Genomic DNA, 25,920 nt, shown 5'->3' with positions numbered 1-25,920 from the left:
CCAGTCCGGGCTGCCCACTCCTCAGCCAGAATGCTCATGGAGATCAGGTCATACTGGGTTCCATCCCGCAAGACAGCGGAGCGCTGCCGACCTTCCTCCCGGAATCCGGCTTTTAAGTACGCGCGTCTGGCGGCTTCATTGTATTCAATCACTTCCAGCGCAATCCGGTTCAGATTCAGTTCATGAAATCCATACCGAATAATCAGGGCTAGTGCATCACTCCCGTATCCCTGACCGCGATCCTTATCCTCACCAATGCCAATGGCAAGGCGAGCCGAGCGATTGTTCCATTCAATTCGGTAGAGGGCGGTAAATCCGATAAATCGATTGTCCTCCAGTGTTCGCAGGGCAAATTCAAAACCGTTGTCTCTTCGAACAGCAGATGAACCCGTCTCGTCCGGGGTTAGCGGAACGGCAATGTCTGTATCCAGGTTGCGCAAATATTCGTAATTGTCCGTGTAACGTGCCAGACGCATGCAATCTTCCGGGCATGGGGCGGCGAGCCGGACTTTGGAGCCGTGAAAAGCATTCAAGTTACGTGGAGCCATGCTGCGTACACCTCTTTTGATTTATAATCTGCTTAGGTTTTAGGTCGTGTAAGCTGAAAAATATCTCGTATGGTTATTATACTATGGATGCCAGACAATTACCGAAAGACAGCAAAAAGGCTCTGCCGACCCGGTTGTCAGCAAAGCCCTGTTAGTGGGGCGCATAGCCCGATGATGGATTATAACGAATCGGAATTCTGTACAGAAGGACGGTTTATATTTTTGCCATAATAAATCTCATCCATCTCCAGCTTGAGCCACTCCGTAATTTCATGCTGTTCCGCCTGGCTCAGCTTGTCCTTGGTATAACCAAAGAGGTAGTTATCGAGGTCAAACGCCTTCAGCTTGCATTTCGTGTGGAAAATATTTTCCTGATACACGTTAACGTCAATCATGTCGAAGCCTTTTTTGATCTCGTCCGGAATATAGTTCTGAATTGAACCGATCTCGTGGTCAATAAACAGCTTGCGGCCGCTCGTATCCCGCGTGAATCCACGAACCCGATAATCCATGATCATGATGTCCGTGTCAAAGGAATGGATCAGATAATTTAGAGCCTTCAGCGGCGAGATTTCCCCACAGGTGGAGACGTCGATGTCGGCACGGAAGGTACTGATTCCTTCACTCGGGTGAAATTCAGGATACGTATGAACGGTGATATGGCTCTTGTCGAGCTGCATGACCACATTATCCGGGAGCGGACCTGGGGATTCTTCAAATGATTCCTCCGGAACCTCCACGATCGGTCCTTCCGAGACAAGCATCGTCACACTGGCCCCTTGGGGGACATAATCCTGCTGCGCGATATTGAGTACATGTGCACCAATGATGTCTGCGACATTTTTCAGAATTTTGCTCAGCCGATCCGCGTTGTACTGTTCATCGATATATTCAATATAAGCTTCGCGTTCTTCTTTGGTTTTCGTGTAGCAGATGTCGTACATGTTGAAGCTCAGCGACTTGGTCAGGTTGTTGAACCCATGCAGTTGAATGCGCTGCTCAGGCGTTAATGTCATGGCTGCAGTTCCCCTTTATCCATACGACATGGTAATCGCAGTTTTAATACTACTTATACCCAACCTTCCGCCAAAAAAAACATAAGTACGAATTCCGGCTTATCCAGCCGAATTAAAATGAGGAGTCCTCATATTCGCTTACACTGTTCATCCGCTCGTCTTCGGCGATGGACTGAATATCCTCGGAAGTGACACTGATGATCGTGTAATCCTCATTCTGCTGCTTCTTCACGGCTTTTTCCTTTACAAAACGGGGGCTGCCCTCTGCGGCATCCTCATCATAAACCAGCAGGATGCCATCGCTCTTGCGCAGCAGCAAGTCATCGCGTGCTGTGAATTGCCATGGGCCGATGTAAGGCTGCTTGCTCACTGCTCCGTAGTAATCCACGCCCTGAAGGATGGTGCGGTAGTATTCCTGCTTGTCTTCCTTCCATTGTTCCTCCGGGTTCTGAAACGCAGTGATGATGGACAGCTTCAAGTGGGGATAGGTCTTTTTTAGCTCAAGTACCACCTCGCAGGCCCACAGGTCCACACCATATTGTCCAGGCGTCAGCACCCACTCCAGACCATCCTCCACAAGTGGCATGAGACGGGAGGAGATAGCCTTTTTGATGAAGGGAATTCCTTCATGCTTCTGTCCGAAAATTTGCAGTTCATGTGCCCGGTATCCGGTAATTAACAGGTTTTTCAGCTTAACTTCCTCCTTCTCAGCACAACTTGTCCTCTAAACGCCCAACCATCAAGATTACTTCGAAGCTGGCGCATCTGTACGGAAAGGATAGAGGAATTGCTTCGGAATATCCGTCTCGAAGGTCATGAGTTCGTCCGTCGTAGGATGAATGAAGGATAACACGCGCGCATGGAGTCCAAGACGTCCGAGTGTTTTGGTGCGAGAACCATATTTCTTGTCACCGGCAATGGGATGGCCGAGATCTTCCATATGCACGCGGATCTGGTTTTTGCGACCGGTCTCCAGCCGAACTTCGAGCAGGGAGAATTCACGGTTCGATTGCAGTCTTTTATAGTGTGTAACCGCATGCTGTCCATCATTGGGACGAGGACTGGAGTACATCTTCAGCGTTTTGCTCTCCTTCAGCCACGAGGAGATGGTGCCCACCGGTTTGGCTACCTGACCTTCGACAAGCGCCACGTATACGCGTTCCTGCACCTTGTCCTTCCAGTTGTCCTGCAGATTCTGCTTCACTTCTTCACTCTTCGCAAACATCATGACACCTGATGTATCCCGATCAAGCCGGTGCACGACAAATATGCGGTTCCGCGAATCGGTGCGGCGTACGTGCTCAGTCAGTTGACGATACGCGGTGATCTCATCGCTCCGATCTGCTGCAATAGACAACAGTCCGGCATCCTTGCGAATTACGATAATGTCATCGTCTTCATGCAAAATCGTGAGTCCTGACATGGTTGGTGCGGCTACGGCGCCTTCCTTGCTGATGGATACCATCTGTCCAGGCGTCAGCGGATAGTTAAACTTGGTGACTACGGTCTGATCTACGGATACTTGTCCCCGTCCCAGGATGGACTTGACTGCATTCCGGCCTGATTTTAGATGTTGGAGCAGGAAGTTCAGCAGCTCATCCGGTTCAGTTACTTTATATTGGCGAGGTGGTTCCTGCTTACGATAATGGGCATTGCCCGCGCGTTTAGGAGCACCTGAATGTTTGGGCTTGGAAGCTGCCGGGGACTTCGAGATTAAGGGCTTCTTCGATGCTCCGCTATTACGGGATGTGGAAGCCCCAGAAGACGAAGTCGAAGAGTTTGCTTTCGGGGAACGTGCTGCCGAGGCACTCGCCGGTCCTTTACCTTTGGCTGATGGACGGCCTGTTGATCGATTGCGTTTATTCATGAATACTAATCTCCTTCTGAACAGCCTGTACCGCTTGTGTGCATACGATCCGTTCATTTCGTTTATGCAGTTCAATATACCATTAACCGGGTGCAAATAAAAATAGGTGGATCGAATCTGTTATCCATCCAAGCGAGCGAGAATCGAGATTCATAGAATAATGTATCCCACAGCATTGGAGGTGTTACTCATGGGTGTGTTCCTCGATATGAGAACTTCGATGAACTCGGGAACCGTAGGACAGCCCGGTTTATCTCTGGGTCCATCCCCGGAAGCGTTCGGATCGATTGGCCTTCAGACCCTTGGTGTTGAGAATCCCATTATCACCTTGAATGGCACGGTTGGTGTAACCGGAGAGCTTGGAGATACGTTCGTTGTCGAAATCGTCCGCGGCAGCTTGTATGATCCGTTCTTTTTAATCTATCGGGCTGAAGGTACGATAGGACAGAACGGCGGGGCTGAATTCCATTCGTTTACGGCACAGGACCTGTCAGCACCACCTGCTCTCGAGAGTGTGTATACTTCGTTTATTTCCGGGGTATCTACGGCAGTGCGTACCGGACCGGAAATGTTCTATGGCATTGCTGCAACGACCTAGCCTATATGTATCTTTGATCCGAAGGTAGAGCATCAAAAATTCTGATTCGCTAGACCAGCAGAGTTTGCCATACACCCGGAACAAACTAGTGATGCTGGTGTAACATGGTTCCGCGCTCAGTATCCTTGGATTAAGATCTACCAGAGAAGCAAAAATCCCGGCTCCAGGAGTCCGGGATTTTTTGCTGTACAGCGTGCGCGTGTGACGGTTTACTCCGTCAGGTTCCATAAATGCAGATCAGTTGGCACGGCCTTTGAGAATGATGTTATTGGCTTTTCCAAAGTCAATTGCCACTTTACCCGCTAGTGCAGCTGTGCGTTCGGCAAGGACGACCGCATTAACTCCGCAGCAGAAGAGGGCAACGTCAAATGCATCCGGGTTGGTTTGAATCCACTGTAGTGTTTCTCCCATCTGTTCCCAACGATCAAAGGGCAATGCAGCTGCAATATTCAGATGATAGGGTTCCCGCTCCAGCATGTTATGCAGTGCCTCAAGCTCGCGGGTAACCAGCAGAATACGCTTGCCAGCGAGCATCTCCCAGAAGCGTGGCGTCTGGGCCAATTCCCTGTTCACGCAGGCATGGCAAGTGAGCGCAGGGGAGATGCCGAAATGAGCGAACAGCATGTCGGTCAGCGGCCGTTTGAGATGATCGGGGGCTTTGATTGAGCTGTCTCCGTAGGGAAGCACACCGACGAGATCGGCCCGCTGCAGAGAGGCAGTCACTTCATCCCGGAGCTGCAGATTGGGAAGGGTAAGCCCTTTTTGCCCCAGATTGGCCTTAATGGCCCAGCGCTCCTGAAGAACCTGTTCCGTCGTCCATACCGTTTCCTGGGACATAACAATATTCTCGCCATCCCCAACGCGAACAAGAGAGAATGGACGCTGTTCTCTGATCGCCTCTTCCAGCTGATCCAGCACACCATCCATTTCAAGATATTTTGAATTCATAGCAGCTTTCGGGCCTCCTTTGAAAATGGAACTGCTCTATTCTATGTTCGCGCTCCCTTAACGTTTTGTACGTTCAACCCGCAGGGCCAATCTTGGGGGAGTATATCAATCTATTTATATAGGAACTAGTGCAAGTGTCCGTACCGGTTCTATCTTCCTTTCATACGCTATAGAGTCGACTGTCAAAAACTATGAAATGAATCTGATCTCCGCGCAGGAGATTGGCAGATTCGAAGGAGGAGGAATGTTATGTCCAGGAAAGTTGTGATTGAGATTAATTTCAATAACTACGGGATGGACCCGCAGCGGCTTACTAGAGAATGGTTGGAGCGGAGAATGAGCATTTTTCGCACCTTTACCTTGCACTCCCTTAAGGCGCAGACGAATCAGGATTTTCTGACGGTTGTGAAGCTAGCCAAGGAGTCGGGAGATTTGATGCAGGAGATTCTTGCCCATCAGGAGCCACTTCCCAGCAACATTCGTTTTGGGACCAATATCGAGAGTGTGCGGGCAATTCTGGCCTTTGCAGAAGGTGCCGAGCACATCTATATTGCCCGTTTGGATTCAGATGACCTGTATCACCGAACTTTCGTTCAGCAGCTCTATGACGTGCAGCCACAGCCGCAGACGATGGCACTGATCAATCAGAACGGTTACCTGTGGGACAGCGTGAATAACGAGATGGCACCGGCATTTCACCGTTCACCGCAATTCTATGTCTACTTATACAAAACAGCCGAGTATGCAGCAGGATACCGGGTGAAGCTCCCGGGCAGAGGTACGCATGGCAATGTCATCGATCTGCCGCACGAGCTGCTCGCTCCGCGCAATTATGTCAATATCGTTCATTCGAACAACACGTCGGTTAAAAAGGTACCGCCAAAAGACCGGTTAAGCCGGGACGAGATGGCTCAGGTATTACGTGAATTCATGATCTGACCAGGGAGGGATTCATCCATGATTAAAGGACAAACGATTCTGATCACTGGAGGAACAGGCTCCTGGGGTCAAAAGCTGACTGAGGTCCTGCTGGAACAGGACCCTGCCGAGATTCGCATTCTGTCGCGTAACGAATATGCCCAGATTGCCATGCAGCGGGAATTCAGCCATGATGCCCGTCTGCGTTTCCTCATCGGGGATATCCGGGATTACCGCGCAGTGGAGGATGCGTGCAAGGGTGTGGATGTCCTTTTTCATCTGGCTGCATTAAAACATGTTCCGGTGTGCGAGGACCAGCCCGACGAAGCGTTTAAAACGAATGTCATCGGTACGCAGAATATTATCCGCGCCGCGATCCATATGCAGATTCCCAAAGTCATCGATGTCTCAACCGACAAAGCGGTAGATCCGATTAACGTATACGGCATGACGAAGGCTCTTGGCGAAAAAATGATGATCCGCGCCAATTGGCTAAGTGAACACACCCGGTTTGTCTGCATCCGCGGCGGCAATGTGCTGGGTACAAGCGGCAGTGTGGTGCCGCTATTCCGTCGCCAGATTGATGAGGGCAAAAGTCTGACCATTACGGACAAGGGCATGACCCGCTTTTTCCTGACTCGTACGGAAGCCATCTATCTGCTGCTCAAGGCGGCTGAGGCTGCGGTAGGCGGAGAGACATTTGTGATGAAAATGAAAGCCTGTAAGATGACGGATCTGGCGTCAGTCATGCTGGAACAGGCCGGACGTCCGGCGAGCGACTACAAGGTTACCGGCATACGCCCAGGCGAGAAATTGCATGAAGTGCTGATTTCGCCTTATGAGGCGCCGCGTACCTATCAATACGATGAGCAATATTACGTAATCCTGCCGCAGGAACCGGACAAGCGCCTGATCGATGCATATCGTACACTGCCCCACGTGACCTTTTCCGAGTACCGTTCGGACAGTGACATGATGAAGCGGCAGGCCATTGCCGAATTTTTGCGTGCAGGTGGCTATATCGACTAACAAGGGAGGCGGAGCGTTTGGAAGTGGATCATATGCAAGACAGAATAAACAGCCGCTCCCTGAAAGCCGTCGTGATTGGTCTTGGTTATGTTGGACTTCCCATGGCGGTGGAGATGGCACAGGCCGGTTATCGCGTTCACGGGATCGATATAGATGCTTTCAAGGTGGCAAGACTTCGTGCGGGTGATTCCTATGTCATTGGAATTGAAGACGAGATCATACAATCACTAACCCAAGCCGGGTTGTTTACAGCCGGTACGGATTATGCCGCAGTAACGCAGGCAGATGTCATTGTTATCTGTGTGCCTACGCCGCTGACGGCTGATCATCAGCCGGATATTTCATATATTGCTGCAGCGGTGGATGGCATGACTCCTTATTTGAAGGAGGGGAGCCTGGTAATATTGGAAAGCACGACGTACCCTGGTACAACGGAGGAGCATGTGAAGCAGCCGCTCGAAGCAGCTACAGGCTGGAGAACAGGCGAACAATTGTATGTCTGTTATTCTCCCGAACGGGTGGACCCAGGCAGTGTGAACTATGGTGTAAAAAACACCCCGAAGATTATCGGTGGTTCGACACCTGCGTGCCTGTCCTATGGTAAAGAATTCTATGGCTCATTCCTCAATGAGATTGTTCCCGTCAGTTCAACGACTGTGGCCGAAACGGCGAAGCTGTTTGAAAATACATTTCGCAGCGTCAATATTGCGCTGGTGAACGAGCTCACGCCTGCCTGTGAACAAATGGGCGTGAACATCTGGGAAGTGCTGAATGCTGCAGCAACCAAGCCGTTTGGCTATATGCCGTTCTATCCGGGTCCAGGCATCGGTGGACACTGTATCCCCATTGACCCTATCTATCTGTCCTGGGCGGCTAATCGGCAGGGATCAGATCTGCAATTCATCACACTCGCAGACGCGACCAATCGACAGATGCCGGAACGTGTGGTTCAGCGTGCAGCAGCACTGCTGGAACAGGCGGGTACGCGGGTTCAGGGAGCACGCGTTGTACTGGCAGGCATGGCTTACAAGAAGGATATCGACGACTTGCGTGAATCGCCGGCGCTGGACGTCTTCCGCCTGCTGAGCGCAGCGGGAGCAGAGGTTGTTTTCACAGATCCCATGGTGCCGGTCTTCCGCAAGGATGATGGCTCCGTGCTTCAGTCTCAGCCCGCTGTGCCGGGCTTGTGGGCTTGGGCCGACCTGGTGATCATCACGACCGACCATTCGGGCTTCAATTATCAGGAAATGGCGGATCATGCAAAGCTCATTTTCGATACTCGGAATGCAACAGCCGGGTGCCGTGGAGGCCATATTGTGGTGCTGGGACAGCCCCATCGGCCTGAGGAAACATCGGTGCAAAGTGTCCGGGTAATGAATGAAATGCCAGAGACAGAAGATGAACAAAAGGAACATGTGCTGCCGAACACAGCGGAAGTTCAGGGTGGAGTCAAGGAAGAACCTGCACATCTTCAAGAGAAATCGGGGGATACCCATGGCGAATCATGATCGGGTAAGTGAACGATATTATGGCGAGATCAACTCGGAAGATTCCCATGAAGCTACCCGGACCCGTATCCACTGGATGTGCCGGGAAGCAACCGGTAAACGAATTCTGGACGTTGGATGCAGTCAGGGGATTACCTCTATTTTACTGGCGCGTGAGGGGTTTCGTGTAACAGGGGTCGATCTGGAAGAAGAGAGTATCCGGTATGCGCAGGCAGAGCTCGCCAAAGAGTCCAAACCTGTTCGGAACAATGTGGATTTTCGCATGCTGGACATTACGCAGTGGAAAGTAAAGACCACCTTCGATACCGTGCTGCTCGGAGAAGTGCTGGAGCATTTTGCCCATCCGGAGACATTGTTGCTTCAGGTTCACCGGCTGCTGCAGGAGGAAGGGACGCTGATTGTAACTGTGCCGTATGGTTATCATCCGTTCTATGACCACAAGCAGACGTTCTATGCAGGTAACCTGGCGATGTGCCTGATGCCGTATTTTGAAGTCTTGAAACTGGAGGTTCATCATAAATATTTATGTTGCGTGGCCCGCAAGCGGCGGAAAACGCAGCTGCATATGTCGCCAACCCTGAAACAAGTAACGGAGTGGATGCAGCTGGATCATGTGCACTTTGCCGAGGTGGAGCAGAACCATCTTCGCCTGATGAAACTCCGCAAGAAGGCGCTGGATCAAGCGGTTGAGCAGGTGAAGCGGCTTCGTCGTCAGGATAATGCGGAAGGGTAACGGGTAAAGGAAGATGTGCATGGCAGGCAAGCAAGCAAGGAAGGATAGTAATAGATTGCAGGTCGTAGGTTGTACAGGGAGTCGGGTGGAGATAGGGTCATATGCACTGAGTAAGGAAAAATAGCATGGCGTTTAGAACGAAATACGCGTACGACAGGAAGGGGCACGGGAACGTGATCACCATCAGTCTGTGCATGATTGTGAAGAACGAGGAACGCACGCTTGCGCGCTGTCTGGATTCGGTAGCCGGAATCACGGACGAGATCGTCATTGTGGATACCGGTTCATCCGACCGTACGATGGATATCGCTGCGCAGTATACCGACCGGATCTTCAAGTATGAGTGGGCGGATGATTTTGCCACGGCGCGAAACTACTCCTTCGACCAGGCCACGCAGGAATATATCCTGTGGCTGGATGCGGATGATGTGCTGCTGCCAGCGGAACGGGCGAAGCTGGAGAAGCTGAAGCAGCAGCTGCCGTCCGAGGGGGAGACGGTAGCTGTGATCTTGAACTATACGCTGGCCGAGGGGCCGGAGGGGAGTCCGCTCGTGACGGACCGCAGGCTTCGCCTGGTCAAGCGGGATGCCGGGTGCCGCTGGCATGGCCGGCTGCACGAGCAGCTCAGCTTCCCGGCGAGTGGGGTCATTACGGCAGACATTGCCGTCACACACCGCCGCGAAGCGGGCCATCATTCGGCGCGTAACGTGCGCATTCTGCGCAAATGGATCGCCGAAGAGGGCGCAGCCCAGGGTCGCCTGCTGTTCTACTATGCAGGCGAATGTTATGACCGCCAGCGTTATGCGGCGGCGGCTCGGGGGTACGCGAAGCTGCTGGAGCAGCCCAGCGGCTATCGCGAGGATCGGCTCATTGCCTGTGCGCGGCTCGCAGAGTGCTATGAGCGGCTGGGTCAGCCGGGACGCAAGCTGGGTGCACTGCTGCAGTCGTTCCAGTACGATCTGCCGCATGCGGATTTCTGCTGTGCAATCGCGGCCTGCTTTCATGAACGGCAGGAGCTGGTCTCAGCCATCTACTGGTATATGCAGGCTGTAGATGTGAGCAGCCGCGACACGGGTCTGCGCCCGGTACCGGCAGCCTGCCGTACCTGGCTGCCGCATGCACGTTTATCCCTCTGTTATGCCCATCTGGGCAATTGGGAGCAGGCACTTATGCATAACACGAAAGCCCGGGAGTATCTGCCGAGCGATCCTGGCCTGCTGGATAATCGTCAGAAGCTGGAAGTCATTTTACGCAAAGAGATTCGTAATCGGGAAGAGCAGGACGAAGGGCAGTCCCGGAAGTAGAAGGAACAGACATTTCAGTAGTTTGGAGTAGAGTTCTTTAGTAGGAAGTATAACGAGTTAGTGTAGAGGCAGCGTTGCAATGCGTTGTGCGCTTAACGATGAACAGTCTTGTGGTTAAAATCTGTATGGATAATGAAGCTAGACAGTCGTGAAGGCAAGGATAGGTTAATAGAAGTGAAATAAGCAGCTCTCTTGCCTAGAAATTTGGCGAGCAGAGCTGCTTTTGTGTTGGATTTATTTTTCAGGGGATAAACACCGAACATACTGGTCCTTCATGCGCAGGCTTTTGCAGGCCCAGCCTCGGCCATCATAGATTTCGTCGTCGATGTTGAGCGTCATGGTCTCATCCGAGTATTCACTCCAGTTTTCGATCCGAAGTGTATTTTCACTCTCCCATTCCAGATGGTTATTCCCGTGATGCGCGGCACGATAGATGGTTTTCACACGGGAGTCATCCGAATCATTCGTTTTCCTCACATCCACCCAGATGGTTACTCCACCGGCTGCACCGCCGTAAGGTACACCGTAAATCTCAGCCGTATATTCTCCATTCCGTGAAGGTATAGAATAGCTTAGTTCTCCCTGTTCGGAACGGTCAAATGTCGAGAAGTAAGGACGGAGGTTGAAATAGGCGACGAGCATGAATAAGGGTGTGAAGACCAATAAGGTGAATGTCGTGAGGATGGGATGTCTGCGTATCCAGAGCTTGCCGGACTTGGTTGTGGATGAACTCGAATTAGCCTGATGGTGTCGTTCCATTTTCATTTGCCTCCTTTGGAGTCAAATGAAAATGGATATGTAGGTGGTTTTATTCATGAATCAGTTAAAGCTGCATTAAAAAATGATATCACAGGGATTGTTTTAATGATTACAATGAAGTTAAAAATATCCTAATATGCAGTGCATATTGTATTTGTGCAAATCCTGCAAATAGTCTTATAGGGCATGGTATAATAGGAAGAAACGGAGTTGATGGTCAGATGTCTGATTTGCTCGATCCTCGGAACGATTTTGTTTTCAAACGTATTTTTGGCAGTGAAGAAAATAAAGATGTCCTGCTGGTGTTCTTGAACCGTACGTTTGCAGAGTCGGGTGAACAGCCGCTGACGGAGATAGTACTTCTCAATCCGTATACCGATAAAGATGCTCCACTAGACAAACAGTCTATATTTGATATCTGGGCGAAAACAGCGGAAGGAAAGTTAATTAATATTGAAATGCAGTTATTTAATAAATACGATATTGAAAAGCGTACACTATACTACTGGAGCAAGCGTTACTCAAGCCAGCTGCAGGAGGGTCAAACCTATAAGGAACTTAAGAAGTGCGTCACCATCAATATTCTAAATTACTCGTTTATTGCGAACGAGCGCTATCATAATGTGTTTCACCTTAGAGATGACCATACCGGACTTGAGCTGAGTGATGATCTTGAAGTGCATTTTATGGAACTGTCCAAACTGGACGATCAATCCGTCCCGATGGAAGGTGGGCTGATCAACTGGCTCTTGTTCCTGAAAGGTGCTGACAAATCCAATTGGGAGGTGCTGCAAATGAATGAACCTACGCTGAAGAAAGCGATGGATACGCTGGAGTTTTTAAGTCAGGATCGAGAGGCGCGTCGTTTGTATGAAGAGCGGCAAAAGTATTTGCATGACGAAGCCTCAATGATTGAGTGGGCTACTGAAAAGGGACTAGTGGAAGGTGAAAAAAGAAAGGCGATTGAGATTGCAAAAAATATGCTCTCGTTAGGAATTGAAGTTTCTGTTATCGCGAAAGCCAGTGGCCTGTCGGAGTCTGAAATTGAGTCGCTGAAAGATTAGCATTGGATTACAATGAGCACACGAGCTGATCGGTACGATTGATTATACCTCCTTTATATGAGTGTGGTTCGTTCATAACGAAAAAGCAATCGTTTGTCCAAACAGGATAAACGGTTGTTTTTATTTTGGCGATGCAACTTCAAACGTTTTACAGTAAAACGCGGTTGCTCATTCGGGGCTGGCCCGTTAAACTAAAGAGAGCGGCGTTTTGCTTGACGGACAAGTCATGAGAACGCCATTTTGTTGTCAAGGATGCGGCAATGGTGCCGTGTTCGGATGTCAGAATCGGATGGGACCAAGCTGGTGGATGAACACCAGTGACAAGTAAGGAGTCTTTACATGAGTGTGCAAGCACCAACTTTAGAAGAAGCGCAGGGTCTCCTGCAAAAATATTATGGCTATCCCGACTTTCGCGAGGGTCAAAAAAAGATCGTTTCCAGCCTGCTTGAATACGAAGATACGCTGGGCATAATGCCTACCGGGGGAGGGAAGTCGATCTGTTATCAGATTCCCGCTCTGTTATACCCTGGGCTGACGCTGGTCGTTTCCCCGCTCATTTCATTGATGAAGGACCAGGTCGATGCGCTGACGACCGCCGGTATTGCTGCCGCTTATATTAATAGTACGTTAAGCGGCAAAGAAGTGAATGATCGCATCCGCGCGGCGCAGCGTGGTGAGCTCAAGCTGCTCTATGTCGCGCCGGAGCGACTGGAGCTGGACTGGTTCCGCGACGAGATGGGGCAGCTGCCCATCTCCTGCGTGGCTGTGGATGAGGCCCACTGTGTATCACAGTGGGGCCATGATTTTCGGACAAGCTACCTGGCGGTAGCGCCGTTTGTGGACAGTTTGCCGGAGCGGCCGGTGGTTGCGGCTTTCACGGCGACGGCAACGCCCGAGGTCATGGGCGATATTCTGCGGCTGCTGTGTTTGCAGGACCCGCAGACATATGTGACCGGACTTGGGCGGGATAATCTGGCGTTTAGCGTACTGCGCGGCGAGAGCAAGAAGGATTTTGTGTTGAACTACGCGCGCGAGCATGCCAGCGAGCCGGGGATTGTTTACGCCGCGACCCGTAAGGACGTGGACGATCTGCATCAGCGTTTGCTCCAGGCAGGCTTGCCGGCAGGGCGCTACCATGCAGGGATGACGGACGATGAACGGGCCCAGAGCCAGGAGCAGTTTTTGTACGATGATATCCGGGTAATGGTCGCGACAAATGCATTCGGGATGGGAATTGATAAGTCCAACGTGCGTTACGTGCTGCATTACAGCATGCCGAAGAACATGGAGGCATATGTACAGGAAGCCGGACGTGCGGGACGGGACGGAGAGCCGAGTCAATGTATTCTGCTGTTCGGAGCGCAGGACATTATTACCCAGAAGTTTCTGATCGAGCAGAACCCGATGGAGGGCGACCGCAAACAGAACGATTACCGGAAGCTGCAGCAGATGGTGGACTATTGTTACACGACACGTTGTTTGCGCAGTGCGCAGCTGGATTATTTCGGTGAGATCCATGAGGACAAGCCGTGCGGCATCTGCAGTTCCTGTACGGACGACCGCGAGCTGGTGGATATGACAATTGATGCACAGAAAATCTTCAGCTGTATTCACCGCATGCGCGAACGATACGGTGTATCTCTGGTGGCGTCGGTGCTCAAAGGCTCGCGTGCCAAGAAAGTACTGGAGTACGGCTTCGATTCCTTGCCGACCTATGGCGTGATGGGTAACCGCACGGAACGTGAAATTGCCGAAATTATCAACGTCATGGTATCGGAAGGATATCTGATGCTGTCCGAGGGACAGTATCCGGTCGTGCGTTTACAGCCACTGGCCGTGGAAGTGCTGAAAGGTCAGCGTGAAGTGATGCAGCGTGTGGTGCGCAAGACAGCGGCTACGGCTTCGGGTACGAATTATGGCGGACGTCGCGGACGCGATGCGATGCCATCGGCGGTCAACGAGACGGTATTCGAGCAGCTGCGCCTGATCCGGCGCGATCTGGCAGCGAAAGAGCATGTGCCATCGTATATTATTTTCAATGATGCAACGCTTCGCGAGATGAGTGTGGTATGTCCGCAGACGGAACGTGACATGCTGATGATTAAAGGGGTCGGTGAGGTCAAGTACCGCAAGTACGGTCTGCCATTCCTCGAGTTCTTCCAGAAGCAAACGGGCGAAGAACTGGATACGGATGATGATGCTTTTTACGAGTATGAGTAAGTAAAAGGGCAAGGTTTCAATTCCAGAACGGTGCTTATGAAATGATGGATGTTGATTTTTGATTGCGAATCATGGATTGTGGATCGTGAACAGAACTTGAATCCAGTTATTGGCGAGGCTATATGGGGTTGAAGTTTTTCGAGTGTCTCTATATGGTGGACGAAATGAGATAGATTGTCTTTCATAAGGTGGACATTGCTTTTGAAGAAAGCGATGGTTGGCTTACACAGGATATGGTTTCGATGAGTGTCTATGGGTCTATATGTAGTAGATTGGAGGGACCCGGGGAGTAGACATCTTTTTGAAAAGGGTGTCCACCCTTTGAAAGACAAAATTGGAATATGTCCATGATACGTAGAATGGCTATTTATAGAGATTTAACACGAACAGCATCCAATTCTGGGTGTCGATATAGGTTTACATGAACAGCATCCGGGGCTGGATGGCTGTGGCGTTTTACTTTTACCAAAAAAATATGGTCTGGGTGTCCAGGCAAAGGTTGTGAACCATGAAGGTTATTCTCTCTACATTAAATGCAAAGTACATCCATACCTCGCTGGCTTTGCGGTGTCTGAAGGCGTACAGTGAGAAGGATTTTGATATTGAGCTGGCGGAGTATACGATCAAGGATCCAGTCATGAATATTGTGTCTGACCTGTACCAGCGCGGCGCGGACGTGATTGGATTCTCGTGTTACATCTGGAACATTGAAGAGACAATCAAGGTCATTGATAACCTGAAAAAGGTTATGCCTGACGTGAAAATTTTGCTGGGCGGTCCGGAAGTGTCCTACGACACGGAATATTGGATGAACCGGATTCCCAATGTTGATTTCATCGTCATGGGTGAAGGGGAAGAGACGCTGCATCAGCTCCTGACGGAGCTGGAGGGAAGCAAGAAGTTCCACTTTGTGTATGGACTCGCGTATCGCAAAGGGGAAGAGGTCATTCTCATGCCAGGACGGCCGAAGGCGGATCTGAACGATCTGCCGTCACCGCACCGTTTTGAAGAGGATATCCCGGATCTCGGGAAACGGGTTGTTTATTTTGAGACCAGCCGGGGCTGTCCGTTCAGCTGTCAGTTCTGTCTGTCGAGTATTGAGGTCGGCGTGCGGTATTACGATATTGAGCGGACGAAGTCGGACATTCTGTATCTGATTGAGAAGGGTGCGAAGCTGATCAAGTTCGTGGACCGAACATTCAACATTAAGCGGGATTATGCGATGGAGATGTTCAAATTCCTGATCGAGAATCATCAGGGGACGGTGTTCCAGTTTGAAATTACAGCTGATATCATGCGTCCTGAGGTACTTGATTATCTGGCAGAGAATGCGCCACCGGGCACGTTCCGGTTCGAAATTGGAGTGCAGTCCACGAATGATCCGACGAATGAACTGGTGAAACGCCGCCAGAACTTTGCCAAGCTGAGCCGTACGGTGAACAAGGTAAAAGCCAGCGGGAAAATCGACCAGCACTTGGATCTCATCGCAGGACTGCCGGAGGAAGATTACAATACGTTCCGTAAGACGTTTAACGATGTATTTGCACTGGGGCCGGAAGAGCTTCAGCTTGGGTTCCTTAAAATGCTTCGTGGTACGGGTCTGCGTTTGGATGCGGAAAAGTACAATTACACGTATATGGATCATGCGCCGTATGAGATTTTGGGCAGTGACGTGCTGCCATTCAGCGACATCGTGCGTTTGAAGCGGCTCGAGGATGTACTGGAGAAATACTGGAACGCACACCGGATGGACCATACGCTGAAGTATCTGATGGAGCAGGAATTTGACTCGCCATTTGATTTCTTCCAGGCGTTCGGGGATTACTGGGAGGGTCAGGGCTGGCAGAAGATAGGTCACCAGCTCGAAGATCTGTTCACCCGTCTGCACAGCTTCCTGGAGTCGCGGAACACACCGCACATGGATATCGTGCTCGGCCTGATGAAGCTGGATTATTTCCTCGGCCACAAGTACAAACCACGCAAAATCTGGTGGGACGATGCGCTGGAGAAGGATCAGTGGGCGATGTATATGAAAACGCTGGCTGAACGTCCCGAAGACGTTCGCCTGCCGCGCGTTGCCGGTGCCGCTGGCACGGCATGGCTGGAAAGCAGCGGCACAGGTGCAGGTGTCGCTGCGGGAAGTTCGGCTGCTGCCGGGGAAGACTCTGCCGCAGATGCGGCGGGTGTGATCGGCAGCGAAGCCGCTCAGTCCGCCGCGGATGGAGCGGCGGACGGTGGGGACGGCAGCGCTTCGCGTGCGCTGCCGATGACCTCGGCCATGACCGCACAGACGGTCATGGGTGCCCGAGCTTTCGCCGACCTTCGTCTCGGCGAAAAGGAATTGCAGAAGCACGCCGTCCTGGACGTGCTTCCGTTCCGGCTTGAGCGTGTGCTAGCTGGCGCCAGCCCGCTTGCCGCGAAAGGCCGGACGCTGCTGGTCGTTGTATACCAGCAGCATGAAGACCAGCAGGCGCAGTATTACACGCTGCCGCTGGGAGAAGAAGCCGCTGCCATGTAACTGCAGCGGCAAGAATACAGCTGCATGAGCCGATTGGCGGCATGCAGCAGGCAGGCGCCACGGCTTTGCGGTCGTGGCGCTTCTCCATGAGGTGCTGCTTGAATAAGCGCAGCACCTCATCCTTACGCGGCTCGCCATTGCATAAGCCGCGTGATGCTTTCCTTTTCACAACATCTATATCCATATCGTTCACTATTATCAGAAGGTCATCTACATCCCATCGGGGACGAAGAAGGCCTTCTTCCTTTGTTTTGGCAATGCCTCAGTAACAATTCCACTTCCTCATCTAACAGGTTCTGATCTGGATCATACGTACCTCGCTCCTTAGTTCGTGTAACCTCGTCTTCCTTATATCTGTTGGTCTGTTTATAGCTCGCTTTCCTCCTAGTACGAAGTAACTTGTGAATTCCATTTAACTTATAGCGATACTCCGAAGCAGTCTGTTTTCTCCTCTGTTTCATGCTCGAAATTTGTCATGGTTTAGAGGATTTTGTGGTAAAAAATTGACTTTTTGATTTAAATTTAAAATTATGCAAAAAGCGCTTTTCAAGAGTAACGTCTTAGTGTAACATAGTGGAAAATAAAACCTTATTTTGGATATTCGACTAGAATTGAGTCTAAAAGACGGAGATTATGGAATTAAACAAAAAATATCATTTTTTTGTGGAATCATCTTTAAATACCGTGACAGGATGATCTAAAGTCAGAATAAGAGGGGGATAGGATAGACCCAATAAGTCTATCAATTAAACATGAAATATATCTGTATAAACTGTGAGACCGAGTATAGCGAATTCCGTTATACATGTACATGCAATGGAATGCTCGATATTCAACAAGACTTTAGTAAGGTCGATTCGGACGAACTCAAGCATCTTTTTCATCAACGTTTGTCTGACCGCCGGTCCATCTATGCCAGTGGCGTTTGGAGATACAAAGAACTTATTTTTCCGGACGTGGAAGAAGAGTTGGTGATTTCAAAGTATGAAGGGAATACAGGGCTGTATAATTCGGCAGTCGTGGAGAGATATGTGGGGGCAAGATCAGTGTGGTTGAAGGCGCAAAGTGAAAACCCAAGCGGTTCCTTCAAAGATAATGGAATGACCGTTGCGGTCACACATGGGAAATCCATGGGATACAGCAGATTCACATGCACCTCCACAGGAAATACATCCTCTTCACTCGCTATGTATGCCGCAATCGCACAAACCAATTCCTATGTTTTTGTGCCTAACAAGAATATTTCTTTAAACAAGGTACTTCAGACCTTGGCGTATGGTGCGAATATTTTCTCCTTCGAAGGTACATACGATAATGGCATTAAATTTCTAGAGGAAAATAGTGAATCACTGGGCCTCTATATTTGCAACTCGATTAACCCCTTTCGGATTGAAGGTCAGAAAAGCATTGTGTATGAACTTGCGCAAGACTTGAAGTGGGAACTGCCAGATTGGATTGTGGTACCTGGTGGGGCGCTGAGTAATGTATCAGCTTTAGGAAAAGGCCTTTCCGACCTGTTCGCATTGGGTTTTATTGATAAATTGCCTAAAGTGGCTGTTATTCAGGCAGAAGGAGCCAGCCCATTCTATAGGATGATTGCTGAACAAAAACAAGTGCTAGAACCTGAGCCAAATCCATACACCCTGGCTTCAGCCCTGAATATTGGTGATCCACCAAGTTGGCGCAAAGCGAAGCGTACGCTCGAGGAGACCAACGGTGTAGCCATGTTTGTGACAGATGAGGAAATTTTAAATGCTAAGGCTGTGGTAGATGCTTCCGGAATCGGTTGTGAACCTGCATCCGCTGCAACGGTAGCCGGTGTCAAAAAGTTAATACAAGAAAAGGTAATCGATAGGGACGAAACGGTGGCATGCATCTTGACAGGTCATATCTTGAAGGATACCGATGCCCTTCGTATGTATCACATTGAGAAGGAGCACCCCTATTCCAATAAGATCATTTCTTCTTCACTTTCTTTGGATAGCATTATGGAGAAAGTGAGATAACGGTTTAGACAAACTAACGTAGAGATGGAGATATTGTGAATGAGTAACGAAGCACTAAGCATTACAAATGAATTATTTGAACAAGGCTACAATGCATATACGGGAGTGCCATGCTCCTTATTAAAGGGATTATTCAGAATTCTGGAAGATAGGGAGTATGTTGAAAAGAAAGAGATTATCTATATGCCCGCAATTCGGGAAGATTCCGCATTAGGGGTTGCAGTAGGTATGCATCTAGGTGGCAGAAAGTGTGCAATTCTGATGCAAAATTCAGGTCTCGGCTATTCCATGAATGTCCTGACATCCTTATATTCAATCTATCAACTTCCGGCTTTGTTAATCATCAGCTGGAGAGGGGCTTATGAGAATGATGCAGTCGAACATGATCTGATTGGCGAGAGGCTTCTTCATATACTGGATGCTATCAAAATACCTTATGTGGAATTTGACAAAGAACATGGTGCAGCTTCTGTTAAAGCATGCACGGAGCTTATTGAAAAGAACAGCATGCCGGTAGCTTTGCTGATCAAAGAGGCGATTTAAGGAGGCAATATGAGGAAAATAGCAGTCATTGAAAAATTGCTTACAGTTTATCCAGATGCCCATATTATATCAACTTGCGGATACATCACGCGAGATTTGTATAATGCCAGTGATAGGCCGGAACATTTTTATATGGTAGGTTCCATGGGGATGGCTGCACCTATTGCCTTAGGATTGGCCATAACGAATCCTCATAACACGTTTATCGTTCTGGATGGGGATGGGTCGTTCGCAATGAATTTTGGGTTTACGCTTATGATTGCCCAGCACCAACCCTCCAATCTCATCCATGTCGTTCTGGATAACGAAATGCATGAGAGCACAGGGGGACAACACACCGTTCCCTTCTCAAATTCAAAAGAAACCCTGGAGAATATAGGGTATAACAAGGTGCATGTTATTGAATCACTGGATCAATTCCCGGAAAAAGTGGAAGAAGGTCCTGTAATGTTCCATTGCAAGGTAGAAGCTAATGCAGGGAAAATTGGAAAACGTGTAGAGTGGACACCACAAGAAATTGTACAACGCTTTATGTCTACTTTGGCTGTAAGTGTCTCTTGATTTGCAGCTGTGAAACGGAGGTTTGAACCATTAGCCCAATATCTTTGTTGGATTGTACATTGAGAGATGGCGGAAATCTGAACCAATGGATGTTTACATCTGAAGAGATTAATCTGCTGATCCATCAATTGGATCATGCGGGCGTTGAGATTATTGAGATTGGATATCGCGGAGGTTCGGGCAGCAATCGTTCCACTCAGGTTGGAAGCGTTGCTAAATGTGATGCTGAATTTATTCTTTCCCTTCCGCAAGAACTCAGGTATTCACAATACGCTGTCATGGTAATTCCTGAAGTTTGTACCCTTCGTCAGCTTGAAGACTTGCGAGACTCATGTGTGGCTTGGATTCGTGTTGCCGCATACCCCCAACATGTGCAAAAAGCATTAACTTATGTCTCTGTTCTGAAAGACTGGGGTTTCAAGGTTTGTTTTAATTTGATGTCAGCGAGTTACATTGAAGCCGGTAAATTAGCCATGATTGCCCAAGAGGCTGAACATGCAGGTGCTGACGTCTTTTATTTTGCAGATTCTTATGGTGCTTTTCATCCTGACGATATTACAGCCATTGTCAATGCATTGAAGAATAAGACCGAACTCCCCCTTGGGTTTCATGGACATAACAATCTTGGGCTGTCATTTGCTAATGCGCTGAGAGCTTTGGACTTGGGCGTATCTTACATTGACACATCCATATGTGGGATGGCTAGAGGAGCAGGTAATTTGGCGACGGAACAATTCGCAGCGGTTATGAATAAGTGGAAGCGGTATGAAGGGGAATATGAATTAGCGCCCATATTACAGCTTTCAGCGTATTTCCTTGAAAAGGTACTAACGGTGCCAATGACCATTGCCCAGCCGGAAATAATCTGTGGACTCAATAACCTGCATTATTATTATTATCAGCACATTGAACGGGTCAGTAAAACGAAGGGCCTTGACCCCATGTACCTTGGCTACCGAATTGGTCAGCTGATGCCGCTTGAAGTCGACGCGGATTTCGTGGAAAAGATAGGTGACATCATTCAGACCGAACAAGGAAGTCCCATTCCCAAAAAGTGAGGAGATTTAATGTGAAAGCACAAAAACTCAGAAGTTTGTTTGCTGATGATAGAATTATCCAAATCGTAGGGGCACATGACGGATTAAGTGCAAAGCTGGTAGAAGAAGCGGGCTTTGACGGCATATGGGCAAGTGGTCTGGAAATCTCGGCAGTAAATGCTGTGCCGGATGCGAATATTCTCACCATGACACAATATTTGCAAGCGGCTGCTTCAATGGATGCTGTAACCAACATTCCGGTGATCGCCGATTGTGATTCGGGGTATGGAAATGTGAATAATGTGATGCATTTGGTACGTGAATATGAACGAAATGGTATAGCTGCTATCTGCATGGAAGATAAACTGTTTCCTAAGTTAAATAGTTTTGCTGGCGGAGAACAAAAGCTCGCTACTATTGAAGAGTTCTCCGGAAAAATCAGAGCTGCTAAGGATACACAGCGTAACCCGGATTTTATGGTTATTGCCCGAATTGAAGCGCTCATTGCGGGTGCTGGAATGGATGAGGCTGTAGCAAGAGCAGAAGCTTATGAAGAGTCAGGAGCAGACGCTATATTAATTCATTCCAAGAAAAATGATCCGTCCGAAATTATACATTTTTTAAGTCTCTATTCCAATCGATTACCCATCATCCTGGTACCCACAACCTATCCTCAGATTAGTGCCTCAGAATTGCAAGACTATGGAGTGAAAATGGTGATTTATGCAAATCATGGACTAAGAACTTCAATCCACGCTATCAGACAGACATTTCAGCAAATCAAATTAGCAGGGAATACCTTACAGATTGAAGATAAAATCGCATCGGTTCAAGATGTTTTTAAACTGCAGGGGCTTCAAGAAATGCTTGATGCCGAAAACTACTATACAGAGCAACGATATAAAAAAGTGGAAGTGCCAGCTATAAGTAAATAACGATAAAGGAGCTGTTTGCCTTGTTAACCATCGATCAGCTGCAATCCTATCATACGGATGGATTCATTTTATTGAAGAATGTAATATCAGCCGAGGAGTTGGAAAGGTTAAGATCGGCTATAGAATTGGTCTATCAAAAAGTTAACAGTGATCCTTTACAGTTCAAGACCCGTTATACCCAAAAGGATGAGGGCTACGATACATGGGGTGTGGCGGACATCTTATCTCCGGAACTCCGTCATCCTTCTTTTGACGAGTTGTTAGCTAATCCAAAGATCATGTCTCCTATATCCCAAATCATCGGTAATCAACTTCGATTTTGGACAATGCACTCCTTCTGGGCTCCTCAAAGAGTGGATTACAATCTGGTTTGGCACCGTGATCAGCAGGATCCCTATGATTTTGATCAACCGGGGCAAACGACGTTTTTGCTAGCCAATCTTTCCTTATATGAAGATGAAGCTTTTAAAGCGGTTCCTGGTACGCATATCAGGGCATTGAATGAACAAGAACTGCAAGCAATTTTAGACAGGGAATCGTCTCCACTCCCTAATGAAGTCACACTGTATTGCGAACCTGGTGATCTTGTATTGTTTAATGCTTTAATACTTCACCGTGGGTCTGCAGAGGCAGGTAGTGAAAGACGAACGGTCCATTTTAGCTTGCAAGCCAAGGATGAAGCGAAGGGCGGATATACATCACGTCCATGGATGAAGGATAAAGCTTATAGAGAAAGTCTTCACCCTGTAACCCAGGAACTCATTACCTCCTTAATTGAGTGGGAGGATGCGCATCCTATTAAGAAATCGTTAGCCGGGATGCGAAGAGCCTATAGGGATCACAATCATATTACGAAGTAATTCTAAACGAATAGAGGTGTCTGACATCAGAACGATTACACTTCATTTTCTGAACACAAATATGGTTATGTTGGTTGAAGATGGAGTTCATATAGACCGGGTGATTGACTTCTTCAGCACACATTTTGTCATCCGTGAACCAGAGGGTGATACTTCTTCGTGTATCGCGACCATTCGTATACAGAAGGGACAAGCAGATCTTGCGAATTATGCTGGACATCATGATTGGGAACCTCTCTATATTCGTAAAAGTGCTTCTCCATTTTTTACGATACCAGCTGTCCGTCAACACGTTGGAGAAAAGGAACAATTATTCTGCAAGCACACCAATACGCTCTTAACTTTTGATGCTTCTGCTAAATTCATTGATGTTACAAGTGAAGACGTCACCTCTGAAGCATTTAATTTAATTTTAATAGAGCTGATTAGAGATGTTGTAATTAAGAATGAAGAAAATGAAGGAACCGTGATTCTGCATGCTTCTTGTGCTTTCCGTAATGGCTCGGCCTATTTGATTACAGGTCCAAAAGGCTCGGGAAAAACAACGACGATCATGGAATTAGTACACCGGTTCGGCTATCAAATCATGAGTGGAGACAAAACGTTTTTATTTGAAAAAAATGGTGTTCTGATGGCCAGTGGTTGGCCGGATTACCCTCATATCGGCATAGGAACACTAACCAAATACCCTGAAGTGATCAATAAGGTAAACATGAACATTAACGCCGAAGAAATTAAGGATATTTGGTCACCTAAACATAAGGTAGCCGTTGATCCTCAATTATTCAGGGAACTAATGCCATCATCTGAGCCAGGATTACAGTGCCCGGTGGCCTTTATTTTTTATCCAACCGTTTCATCTTCTCCGGATTGCTTCATCGAACCGTTATCCAATCATCAAGAGAGAATAGGAGAAAATATTGAAACGATACCAGAGAACAGCGACATTTCCTGGAATCATTATATAAAAGTCAATCATGAAAAGCTTCAACTCTCTGTTAAAAAAATTACAGAAATGTTAGAGCAAGTACAAGCGCTCCGAATCATCGGATCAGGGGTGCTGCCGGAACATGAGAGTATATCATTATCACTTCATTCAGGAGGATAAAATGAACGAAAAATTACAGCTTCATGATCATGAAAGGCTCTTATTACTCTGCTCACGTATTGAGATGACCGTAGAGAACGAAGAAGAAGCCAAAGAAATTATAGATAACGGATTCGATATCGATAAGTTGGTTTCGTTGGCAAATCGTCATAAGGTGCTCCAGCTCATCGGAGGTCACTTACTTCGACTAGATCAAACAGGGAAAATCAAAAACATGTATAAGCGATTGTTCAATTCCTATTATCTTAGCAACAAACATCGTAATGAACTGATGTTTGCGGAAGGGCTGCAGGTCTTACGGGCATTTGACCAAGAATCGATCAAAGCCATCCCTCTCAAAGGCTTTGTACTTCTTCCAAATGTCTACAAAGATATGGGGCTTCGAATTTGTAATGATTTGGACTTCTTGATTGATTTGTCGGATCGGAACAAGGTCTCTCAGGTACTTAAATCGCTTGGGTATGTGATTGGTGACTACGATTGGTCAAGCAAGACGATCAACCAGGTATCGAGGCAAGAGGAAATGCTATGGAAAATGCATATCGGGAACATTTATCCACATGTAAAACTCTCTGATGACCCGTTCCTAAGGCATATCGATATCGATTTTTCCTACGATGTTGATCTGAAGAAAAATTATCAAGCCTCAAAAGCATTACTAGAAAATGCAGTAAAAACGAATTTGGAAGATACCCCTGTTTTTTTACTTGAAGAAATGGATTTTTTGATTCATATTGCGATCCACTTATATAAAGAGGCAACCAACGTTCAATGGGTATTACTGCATGCCGATTTGAATTTGATTAAGTTTTGTGATTTGCGCGAATGTACGCTGAACTTGTTGGAAAGAGGTCAATTGGATTGGGATTTACTCGCGAAACGAGCTAATGAATTGCTGGCAACCGAAGCGTTATTCTACTCGTTCTACTATTTGGACTATTTGTATGATGAACATTATTCAGATGTACTCCAACCCATTCTAAATATTAGAGATGAAACATTCCTGGAAAAGTACGGAGAGCTGGATTATGGCAGCGCCGTGAAATGGAAGAAATCATTTGTTGAGCGCTTCTTCTCCCTTTCTAATGAGGATGAAATAGAAGGAACCTCAAGACTGGAACAATTCAAAGAAAAAATGACATGAAGGTAGGTGGAATGATGCATAACGAGTTGAAGCAAAAAGTAACCGAAATCGTCATGACCATTACAAAGCTCGAAAAAACACCTGCAGAGCAAGAAATTTTGCCGATTGATTCCTTTGCATCCGTAGCCATTATCGTTAAATTGGAGGATGATTTCAGCATTATGTTTGAAGACAAGGATCTAGTTCTCGATAACTTTTTATCCATTGGTTCCATTGTCAACATGGTGGCTGAAAAGAAATCATTAGTTAGCTAAATTTTCGAATGTGGGAGTGCGCCATGTTAAAAGAAATAAAATTGGCTTCAAAAGGCTTTGATCATGCCTATGATATTACAGAACAGATTGAAGGCTGCCTTGGAGAAATGGAAAGAGGTAGTGGGATCGCACATGTTTGTGCAGTGGGAAGTACGATCGGTTTGACCGTCATGCGTTATGAGCCAGGGGCGGTTCAAGATCTGTTGCAGATATTAAACGAAATCGCCCCTCATGAAAAAAAGGTTGAATATCAACATTTTCGAACGACTGGTGATATGAATGGGAGTTCTCACATCAAGAGTTCCATTCTAGGAACAAGTCTTTCGCTTCCTGTCAGCAATTATAAATTGGCAATGTCCTCCACCCATCGAGTAGTCTTATTTGATTTTGATTTGCAGGAAGCAACTCGCACCCTTTTTATTGATCTATAGAGAGGAAAAGA

Annotated in this window: 24 protein-coding genes and 1 pseudogene; 19 read left to right on the top strand and 6 right to left on the bottom strand. The window is 48.0% G+C overall.

The annotated features are described in order from the left end of the window. Positions 1 to 59: 59 nt before the first annotated feature. The 4 genes and pseudogenes from PIL01S_RS23365 to PIL01S_RS23350 all read right to left on the bottom strand — a co-directional run. Positions 60 to 548 (bottom strand): annotated as a pseudogene (locus PIL01S_RS23365) (GNAT family N-acetyltransferase); the annotation flags it as partial. A gap of 179 nt (positions 549 to 727) precedes the next feature. Continuing rightward, positions 728 to 1,564, bottom strand: a complete 837-nt coding sequence (speD, locus tag PIL01S_RS23360) for an adenosylmethionine decarboxylase (RefSeq protein WP_095289300.1) — start codon at positions 1,562 to 1,564, stop codon at positions 728 to 730. 112 nt (positions 1,565 to 1,676) lie between these two features. Then, entirely contained in the window at positions 1,677 to 2,255 is a 579-nt protein-coding gene (locus tag PIL01S_RS23355; protein ID WP_127539619.1) for an SLOG family protein, read from the bottom strand. A gap of 54 nt (positions 2,256 to 2,309) precedes the next feature. Next, the gene (locus tag PIL01S_RS23350; RefSeq protein ID WP_127539618.1) at positions 2,310 to 3,431 is read right to left on the bottom strand and encodes an RluA family pseudouridine synthase; all 1,122 of its coding nucleotides are present in this window, start codon (positions 3,429 to 3,431) and stop codon (positions 2,310 to 2,312) included. Positions 3,432 to 3,621: 190 nt separating this feature from the next. On the opposite strand from PIL01S_RS23350, the gene PIL01S_RS23345 reads away from it, so the two are divergent. Next, on the top strand, positions 3,622 to 4,029 hold the full coding sequence (locus tag PIL01S_RS23345; RefSeq protein WP_127539617.1) for a hypothetical protein: 408 nt from the start codon (positions 3,622 to 3,624) through the stop codon (positions 4,027 to 4,029). Positions 4,030 to 4,266: 237 nt separating this feature from the next. Here PIL01S_RS23345 and PIL01S_RS23340 read toward each other — a convergent pair whose 3' ends face one another. Next, positions 4,267 to 4,977, bottom strand: a complete 711-nt coding sequence (locus PIL01S_RS23340; protein WP_127539616.1) for a GT-D fold domain-containing glycosyltransferase — start codon at positions 4,975 to 4,977, stop codon at positions 4,267 to 4,269. A 249-nt stretch (positions 4,978 to 5,226) separates the two neighbouring features. On the opposite strand from PIL01S_RS23340, the gene PIL01S_RS23335 reads away from it, so the two are divergent. The 5 genes from PIL01S_RS23335 to PIL01S_RS23315 all read left to right on the top strand — a co-directional run bounded on the left by PIL01S_RS23335 (position 5,227) and on the right by PIL01S_RS23315 (position 10,469). After that, complete coding sequence (locus PIL01S_RS23335; RefSeq protein WP_127539615.1) at positions 5,227 to 5,916, top strand: glycosyltransferase; 690 nt, start codon at positions 5,227 to 5,229, stop codon at positions 5,914 to 5,916. An 18-nt stretch (positions 5,917 to 5,934) separates the two neighbouring features. Continuing rightward, complete coding sequence (locus PIL01S_RS23330) at positions 5,935 to 6,924, top strand: polysaccharide biosynthesis protein (RefSeq protein ID WP_127539614.1); 990 nt, start codon at positions 5,935 to 5,937, stop codon at positions 6,922 to 6,924. Positions 6,925 to 6,947: 23 nt separating this feature from the next. Further along, positions 6,948 to 8,432 carry a nucleotide sugar dehydrogenase gene (locus PIL01S_RS23325; RefSeq protein WP_246058533.1) on the top strand — a complete coding sequence of 495 codons (1,485 nt, stop codon included), beginning with the start codon at positions 6,948 to 6,950 and terminating at the stop codon, positions 8,430 to 8,432. Beyond that, positions 8,419 to 9,165 (top strand): class I SAM-dependent methyltransferase, encoded by a 747-nt coding sequence (locus PIL01S_RS23320; RefSeq protein ID WP_127539613.1) that lies wholly within the window; start codon positions 8,419 to 8,421, stop codon positions 9,163 to 9,165. The genes PIL01S_RS23325 and PIL01S_RS23320 overlap by 14 nt, the downstream gene beginning before the upstream one ends. A gap of 125 nt (positions 9,166 to 9,290) precedes the next feature. Beyond that, positions 9,291 to 10,469 (top strand): glycosyltransferase family 2 protein, encoded by a 1,179-nt coding sequence (locus PIL01S_RS23315; RefSeq protein WP_127539612.1) that lies wholly within the window; start codon positions 9,291 to 9,293, stop codon positions 10,467 to 10,469. Between the two features lie 234 nt (positions 10,470 to 10,703). Here the strand turns inward: PIL01S_RS23315 and PIL01S_RS23310 are convergent, their stop codons facing one another. Further along, positions 10,704 to 11,228, bottom strand: coding sequence for a DUF5412 family protein (locus PIL01S_RS23310; RefSeq protein ID WP_127539611.1), 525 nt, complete (start codon positions 11,226 to 11,228; stop codon positions 10,704 to 10,706). A gap of 221 nt (positions 11,229 to 11,449) precedes the next feature. On the opposite strand from PIL01S_RS23310, the gene PIL01S_RS23305 reads away from it, so the two are divergent. From PIL01S_RS23305 to PIL01S_RS23245, 13 genes are all read left to right on the top strand, one after another. After that, the gene (locus tag PIL01S_RS23305) at positions 11,450 to 12,292 is read left to right on the top strand and encodes an Rpn family recombination-promoting nuclease/putative transposase (protein ID WP_127539610.1); all 843 of its coding nucleotides are present in this window, start codon (positions 11,450 to 11,452) and stop codon (positions 12,290 to 12,292) included. 339 nt (positions 12,293 to 12,631) lie between these two features. Next, on the top strand, positions 12,632 to 14,512 hold the full coding sequence (recQ, locus tag PIL01S_RS23300; RefSeq protein ID WP_127539609.1) for a DNA helicase RecQ: 1,881 nt from the start codon (positions 12,632 to 12,634) through the stop codon (positions 14,510 to 14,512). A 508-nt stretch (positions 14,513 to 15,020) separates the two neighbouring features. After that, the gene (locus tag PIL01S_RS23295) at positions 15,021 to 17,030 is read left to right on the top strand and encodes a B12-binding domain-containing radical SAM protein (protein ID WP_127539608.1); all 2,010 of its coding nucleotides are present in this window, start codon (positions 15,021 to 15,023) and stop codon (positions 17,028 to 17,030) included. A gap of 752 nt (positions 17,031 to 17,782) precedes the next feature. Next, positions 17,783 to 19,036, top strand: coding sequence for a threonine synthase (gene thrC, locus PIL01S_RS23290; protein ID WP_127539607.1), 1,254 nt, complete (start codon positions 17,783 to 17,785; stop codon positions 19,034 to 19,036). A 39-nt stretch (positions 19,037 to 19,075) separates the two neighbouring features. Continuing rightward, positions 19,076 to 19,579, top strand: coding sequence for a hypothetical protein (locus PIL01S_RS23285; protein ID WP_127539606.1), 504 nt, complete (start codon positions 19,076 to 19,078; stop codon positions 19,577 to 19,579). A 9-nt stretch (positions 19,580 to 19,588) separates the two neighbouring features. Next, positions 19,589 to 20,140: a thiamine pyrophosphate-dependent enzyme gene (locus tag PIL01S_RS23280; RefSeq protein WP_127539605.1), complete on the top strand. Its 552-nt coding sequence runs from the start codon at positions 19,589 to 19,591 to the stop codon at positions 20,138 to 20,140. Between the two features lie 44 nt (positions 20,141 to 20,184). Then, positions 20,185 to 21,198 (top strand): beta/alpha barrel domain-containing protein, encoded by a 1,014-nt coding sequence (locus tag PIL01S_RS23275; RefSeq protein ID WP_307721002.1) that lies wholly within the window; start codon positions 20,185 to 20,187, stop codon positions 21,196 to 21,198. Positions 21,199 to 21,209: 11 nt separating this feature from the next. Next, complete coding sequence (aepX, locus tag PIL01S_RS23270) at positions 21,210 to 22,112, top strand: phosphoenolpyruvate mutase (protein WP_127539603.1); 903 nt, start codon at positions 21,210 to 21,212, stop codon at positions 22,110 to 22,112. Between the two features lie 20 nt (positions 22,113 to 22,132). Then, the gene (locus tag PIL01S_RS23265) at positions 22,133 to 22,972 is read left to right on the top strand and encodes a phytanoyl-CoA dioxygenase family protein (RefSeq protein WP_164764321.1); all 840 of its coding nucleotides are present in this window, start codon (positions 22,133 to 22,135) and stop codon (positions 22,970 to 22,972) included. Between the two features lie 67 nt (positions 22,973 to 23,039). Continuing rightward, the gene (locus tag PIL01S_RS23260) at positions 23,040 to 24,080 is read left to right on the top strand and encodes a phosphoenolpyruvate carboxykinase (ATP) (protein ID WP_127539601.1); all 1,041 of its coding nucleotides are present in this window, start codon (positions 23,040 to 23,042) and stop codon (positions 24,078 to 24,080) included. A gap of 1 nt (position 24,081) precedes the next feature. Then, positions 24,082 to 25,224 carry a nucleotidyltransferase domain-containing protein gene (locus tag PIL01S_RS23255; RefSeq protein ID WP_164764320.1) on the top strand — a complete coding sequence of 381 codons (1,143 nt, stop codon included), beginning with the start codon at positions 24,082 to 24,084 and terminating at the stop codon, positions 25,222 to 25,224. An 11-nt stretch (positions 25,225 to 25,235) separates the two neighbouring features. After that, positions 25,236 to 25,478, top strand: coding sequence for an acyl carrier protein (locus tag PIL01S_RS23250; protein ID WP_127539599.1), 243 nt, complete (start codon positions 25,236 to 25,238; stop codon positions 25,476 to 25,478). Between the two features lie 23 nt (positions 25,479 to 25,501). Continuing rightward, positions 25,502 to 25,909, top strand: a complete 408-nt coding sequence (locus tag PIL01S_RS23245) for a YjbQ family protein (RefSeq protein ID WP_127539598.1) — start codon at positions 25,502 to 25,504, stop codon at positions 25,907 to 25,909. Positions 25,910 to 25,920 lie beyond the last annotated feature (11 nt).

This window comes from Paenibacillus illinoisensis NBRC 15959 (assembly GCF_004000925.1).
Taxonomy (GTDB): domain Bacteria; phylum Bacillota; class Bacilli; order Paenibacillales; family Paenibacillaceae; genus Paenibacillus; species Paenibacillus illinoisensis.
Note: the sequence above shows the minus strand (reverse complement) of the source record. Positions and strands in the feature narration are given on the sequence as shown.

Bases quoted from the DNA above. Each gene is read 5' to 3' on its own strand.
- speD (WP_095289300.1), bottom strand. From the start codon at position 1,564: ATGACATTAACGCCTGAGCAGCGCATTCAACTGCATGGGTTCAACAAC.
- PIL01S_RS23350 (WP_127539618.1), bottom strand. From the start codon at position 3,431: ATGAATAAACGCAATCGATCAACAGGCCGTCCATCAGCCAAAGGTAAA.
- PIL01S_RS23345 (WP_127539617.1), top strand. From the start codon at position 3,622: ATGGGTGTGTTCCTCGATATGAGAACTTCGATGAACTCGGGAACCGTA.
- PIL01S_RS23340 (WP_127539616.1), bottom strand. From the start codon at position 4,977: ATGAATTCAAAATATCTTGAAATGGATGGTGTGCTGGATCAGCTGGAA.
- PIL01S_RS23335 (WP_127539615.1), top strand. From the start codon at position 5,227: ATGTCCAGGAAAGTTGTGATTGAGATTAATTTCAATAACTACGGGATG.
- PIL01S_RS23330 (WP_127539614.1), top strand. From the start codon at position 5,935: ATGATTAAAGGACAAACGATTCTGATCACTGGAGGAACAGGCTCCTGG.
- PIL01S_RS23320 (WP_127539613.1), top strand. From the start codon at position 8,419: ATGGCGAATCATGATCGGGTAAGTGAACGATATTATGGCGAGATCAAC.
- PIL01S_RS23315 (WP_127539612.1), top strand. From the start codon at position 9,291: ATGGCGTTTAGAACGAAATACGCGTACGACAGGAAGGGGCACGGGAAC.
- PIL01S_RS23310 (WP_127539611.1), bottom strand. From the start codon at position 11,228: ATGGAACGACACCATCAGGCTAATTCGAGTTCATCCACAACCAAGTCC.
- PIL01S_RS23305 (WP_127539610.1), top strand. From the start codon at position 11,450: ATGTCTGATTTGCTCGATCCTCGGAACGATTTTGTTTTCAAACGTATT.
- recQ (WP_127539609.1), top strand. From the start codon at position 12,632: ATGAGTGTGCAAGCACCAACTTTAGAAGAAGCGCAGGGTCTCCTGCAA.
- PIL01S_RS23295 (WP_127539608.1), top strand. From the start codon at position 15,021: ATGAAGGTTATTCTCTCTACATTAAATGCAAAGTACATCCATACCTCG.
- thrC (WP_127539607.1), top strand. From the start codon at position 17,783: ATGAAATATATCTGTATAAACTGTGAGACCGAGTATAGCGAATTCCGT.
- PIL01S_RS23285 (WP_127539606.1), top strand. From the start codon at position 19,076: ATGAGTAACGAAGCACTAAGCATTACAAATGAATTATTTGAACAAGGC.
- PIL01S_RS23280 (WP_127539605.1), top strand. From the start codon at position 19,589: ATGAGGAAAATAGCAGTCATTGAAAAATTGCTTACAGTTTATCCAGAT.
- PIL01S_RS23260 (WP_127539601.1), top strand. From the start codon at position 23,040: ATGTTGGTTGAAGATGGAGTTCATATAGACCGGGTGATTGACTTCTTC.
- PIL01S_RS23255 (WP_164764320.1), top strand. From the start codon at position 24,082: ATGAACGAAAAATTACAGCTTCATGATCATGAAAGGCTCTTATTACTC.
- PIL01S_RS23250 (WP_127539599.1), top strand. From the start codon at position 25,236: ATGATGCATAACGAGTTGAAGCAAAAAGTAACCGAAATCGTCATGACC.
- PIL01S_RS23245 (WP_127539598.1), top strand. From the start codon at position 25,502: ATGTTAAAAGAAATAAAATTGGCTTCAAAAGGCTTTGATCATGCCTAT.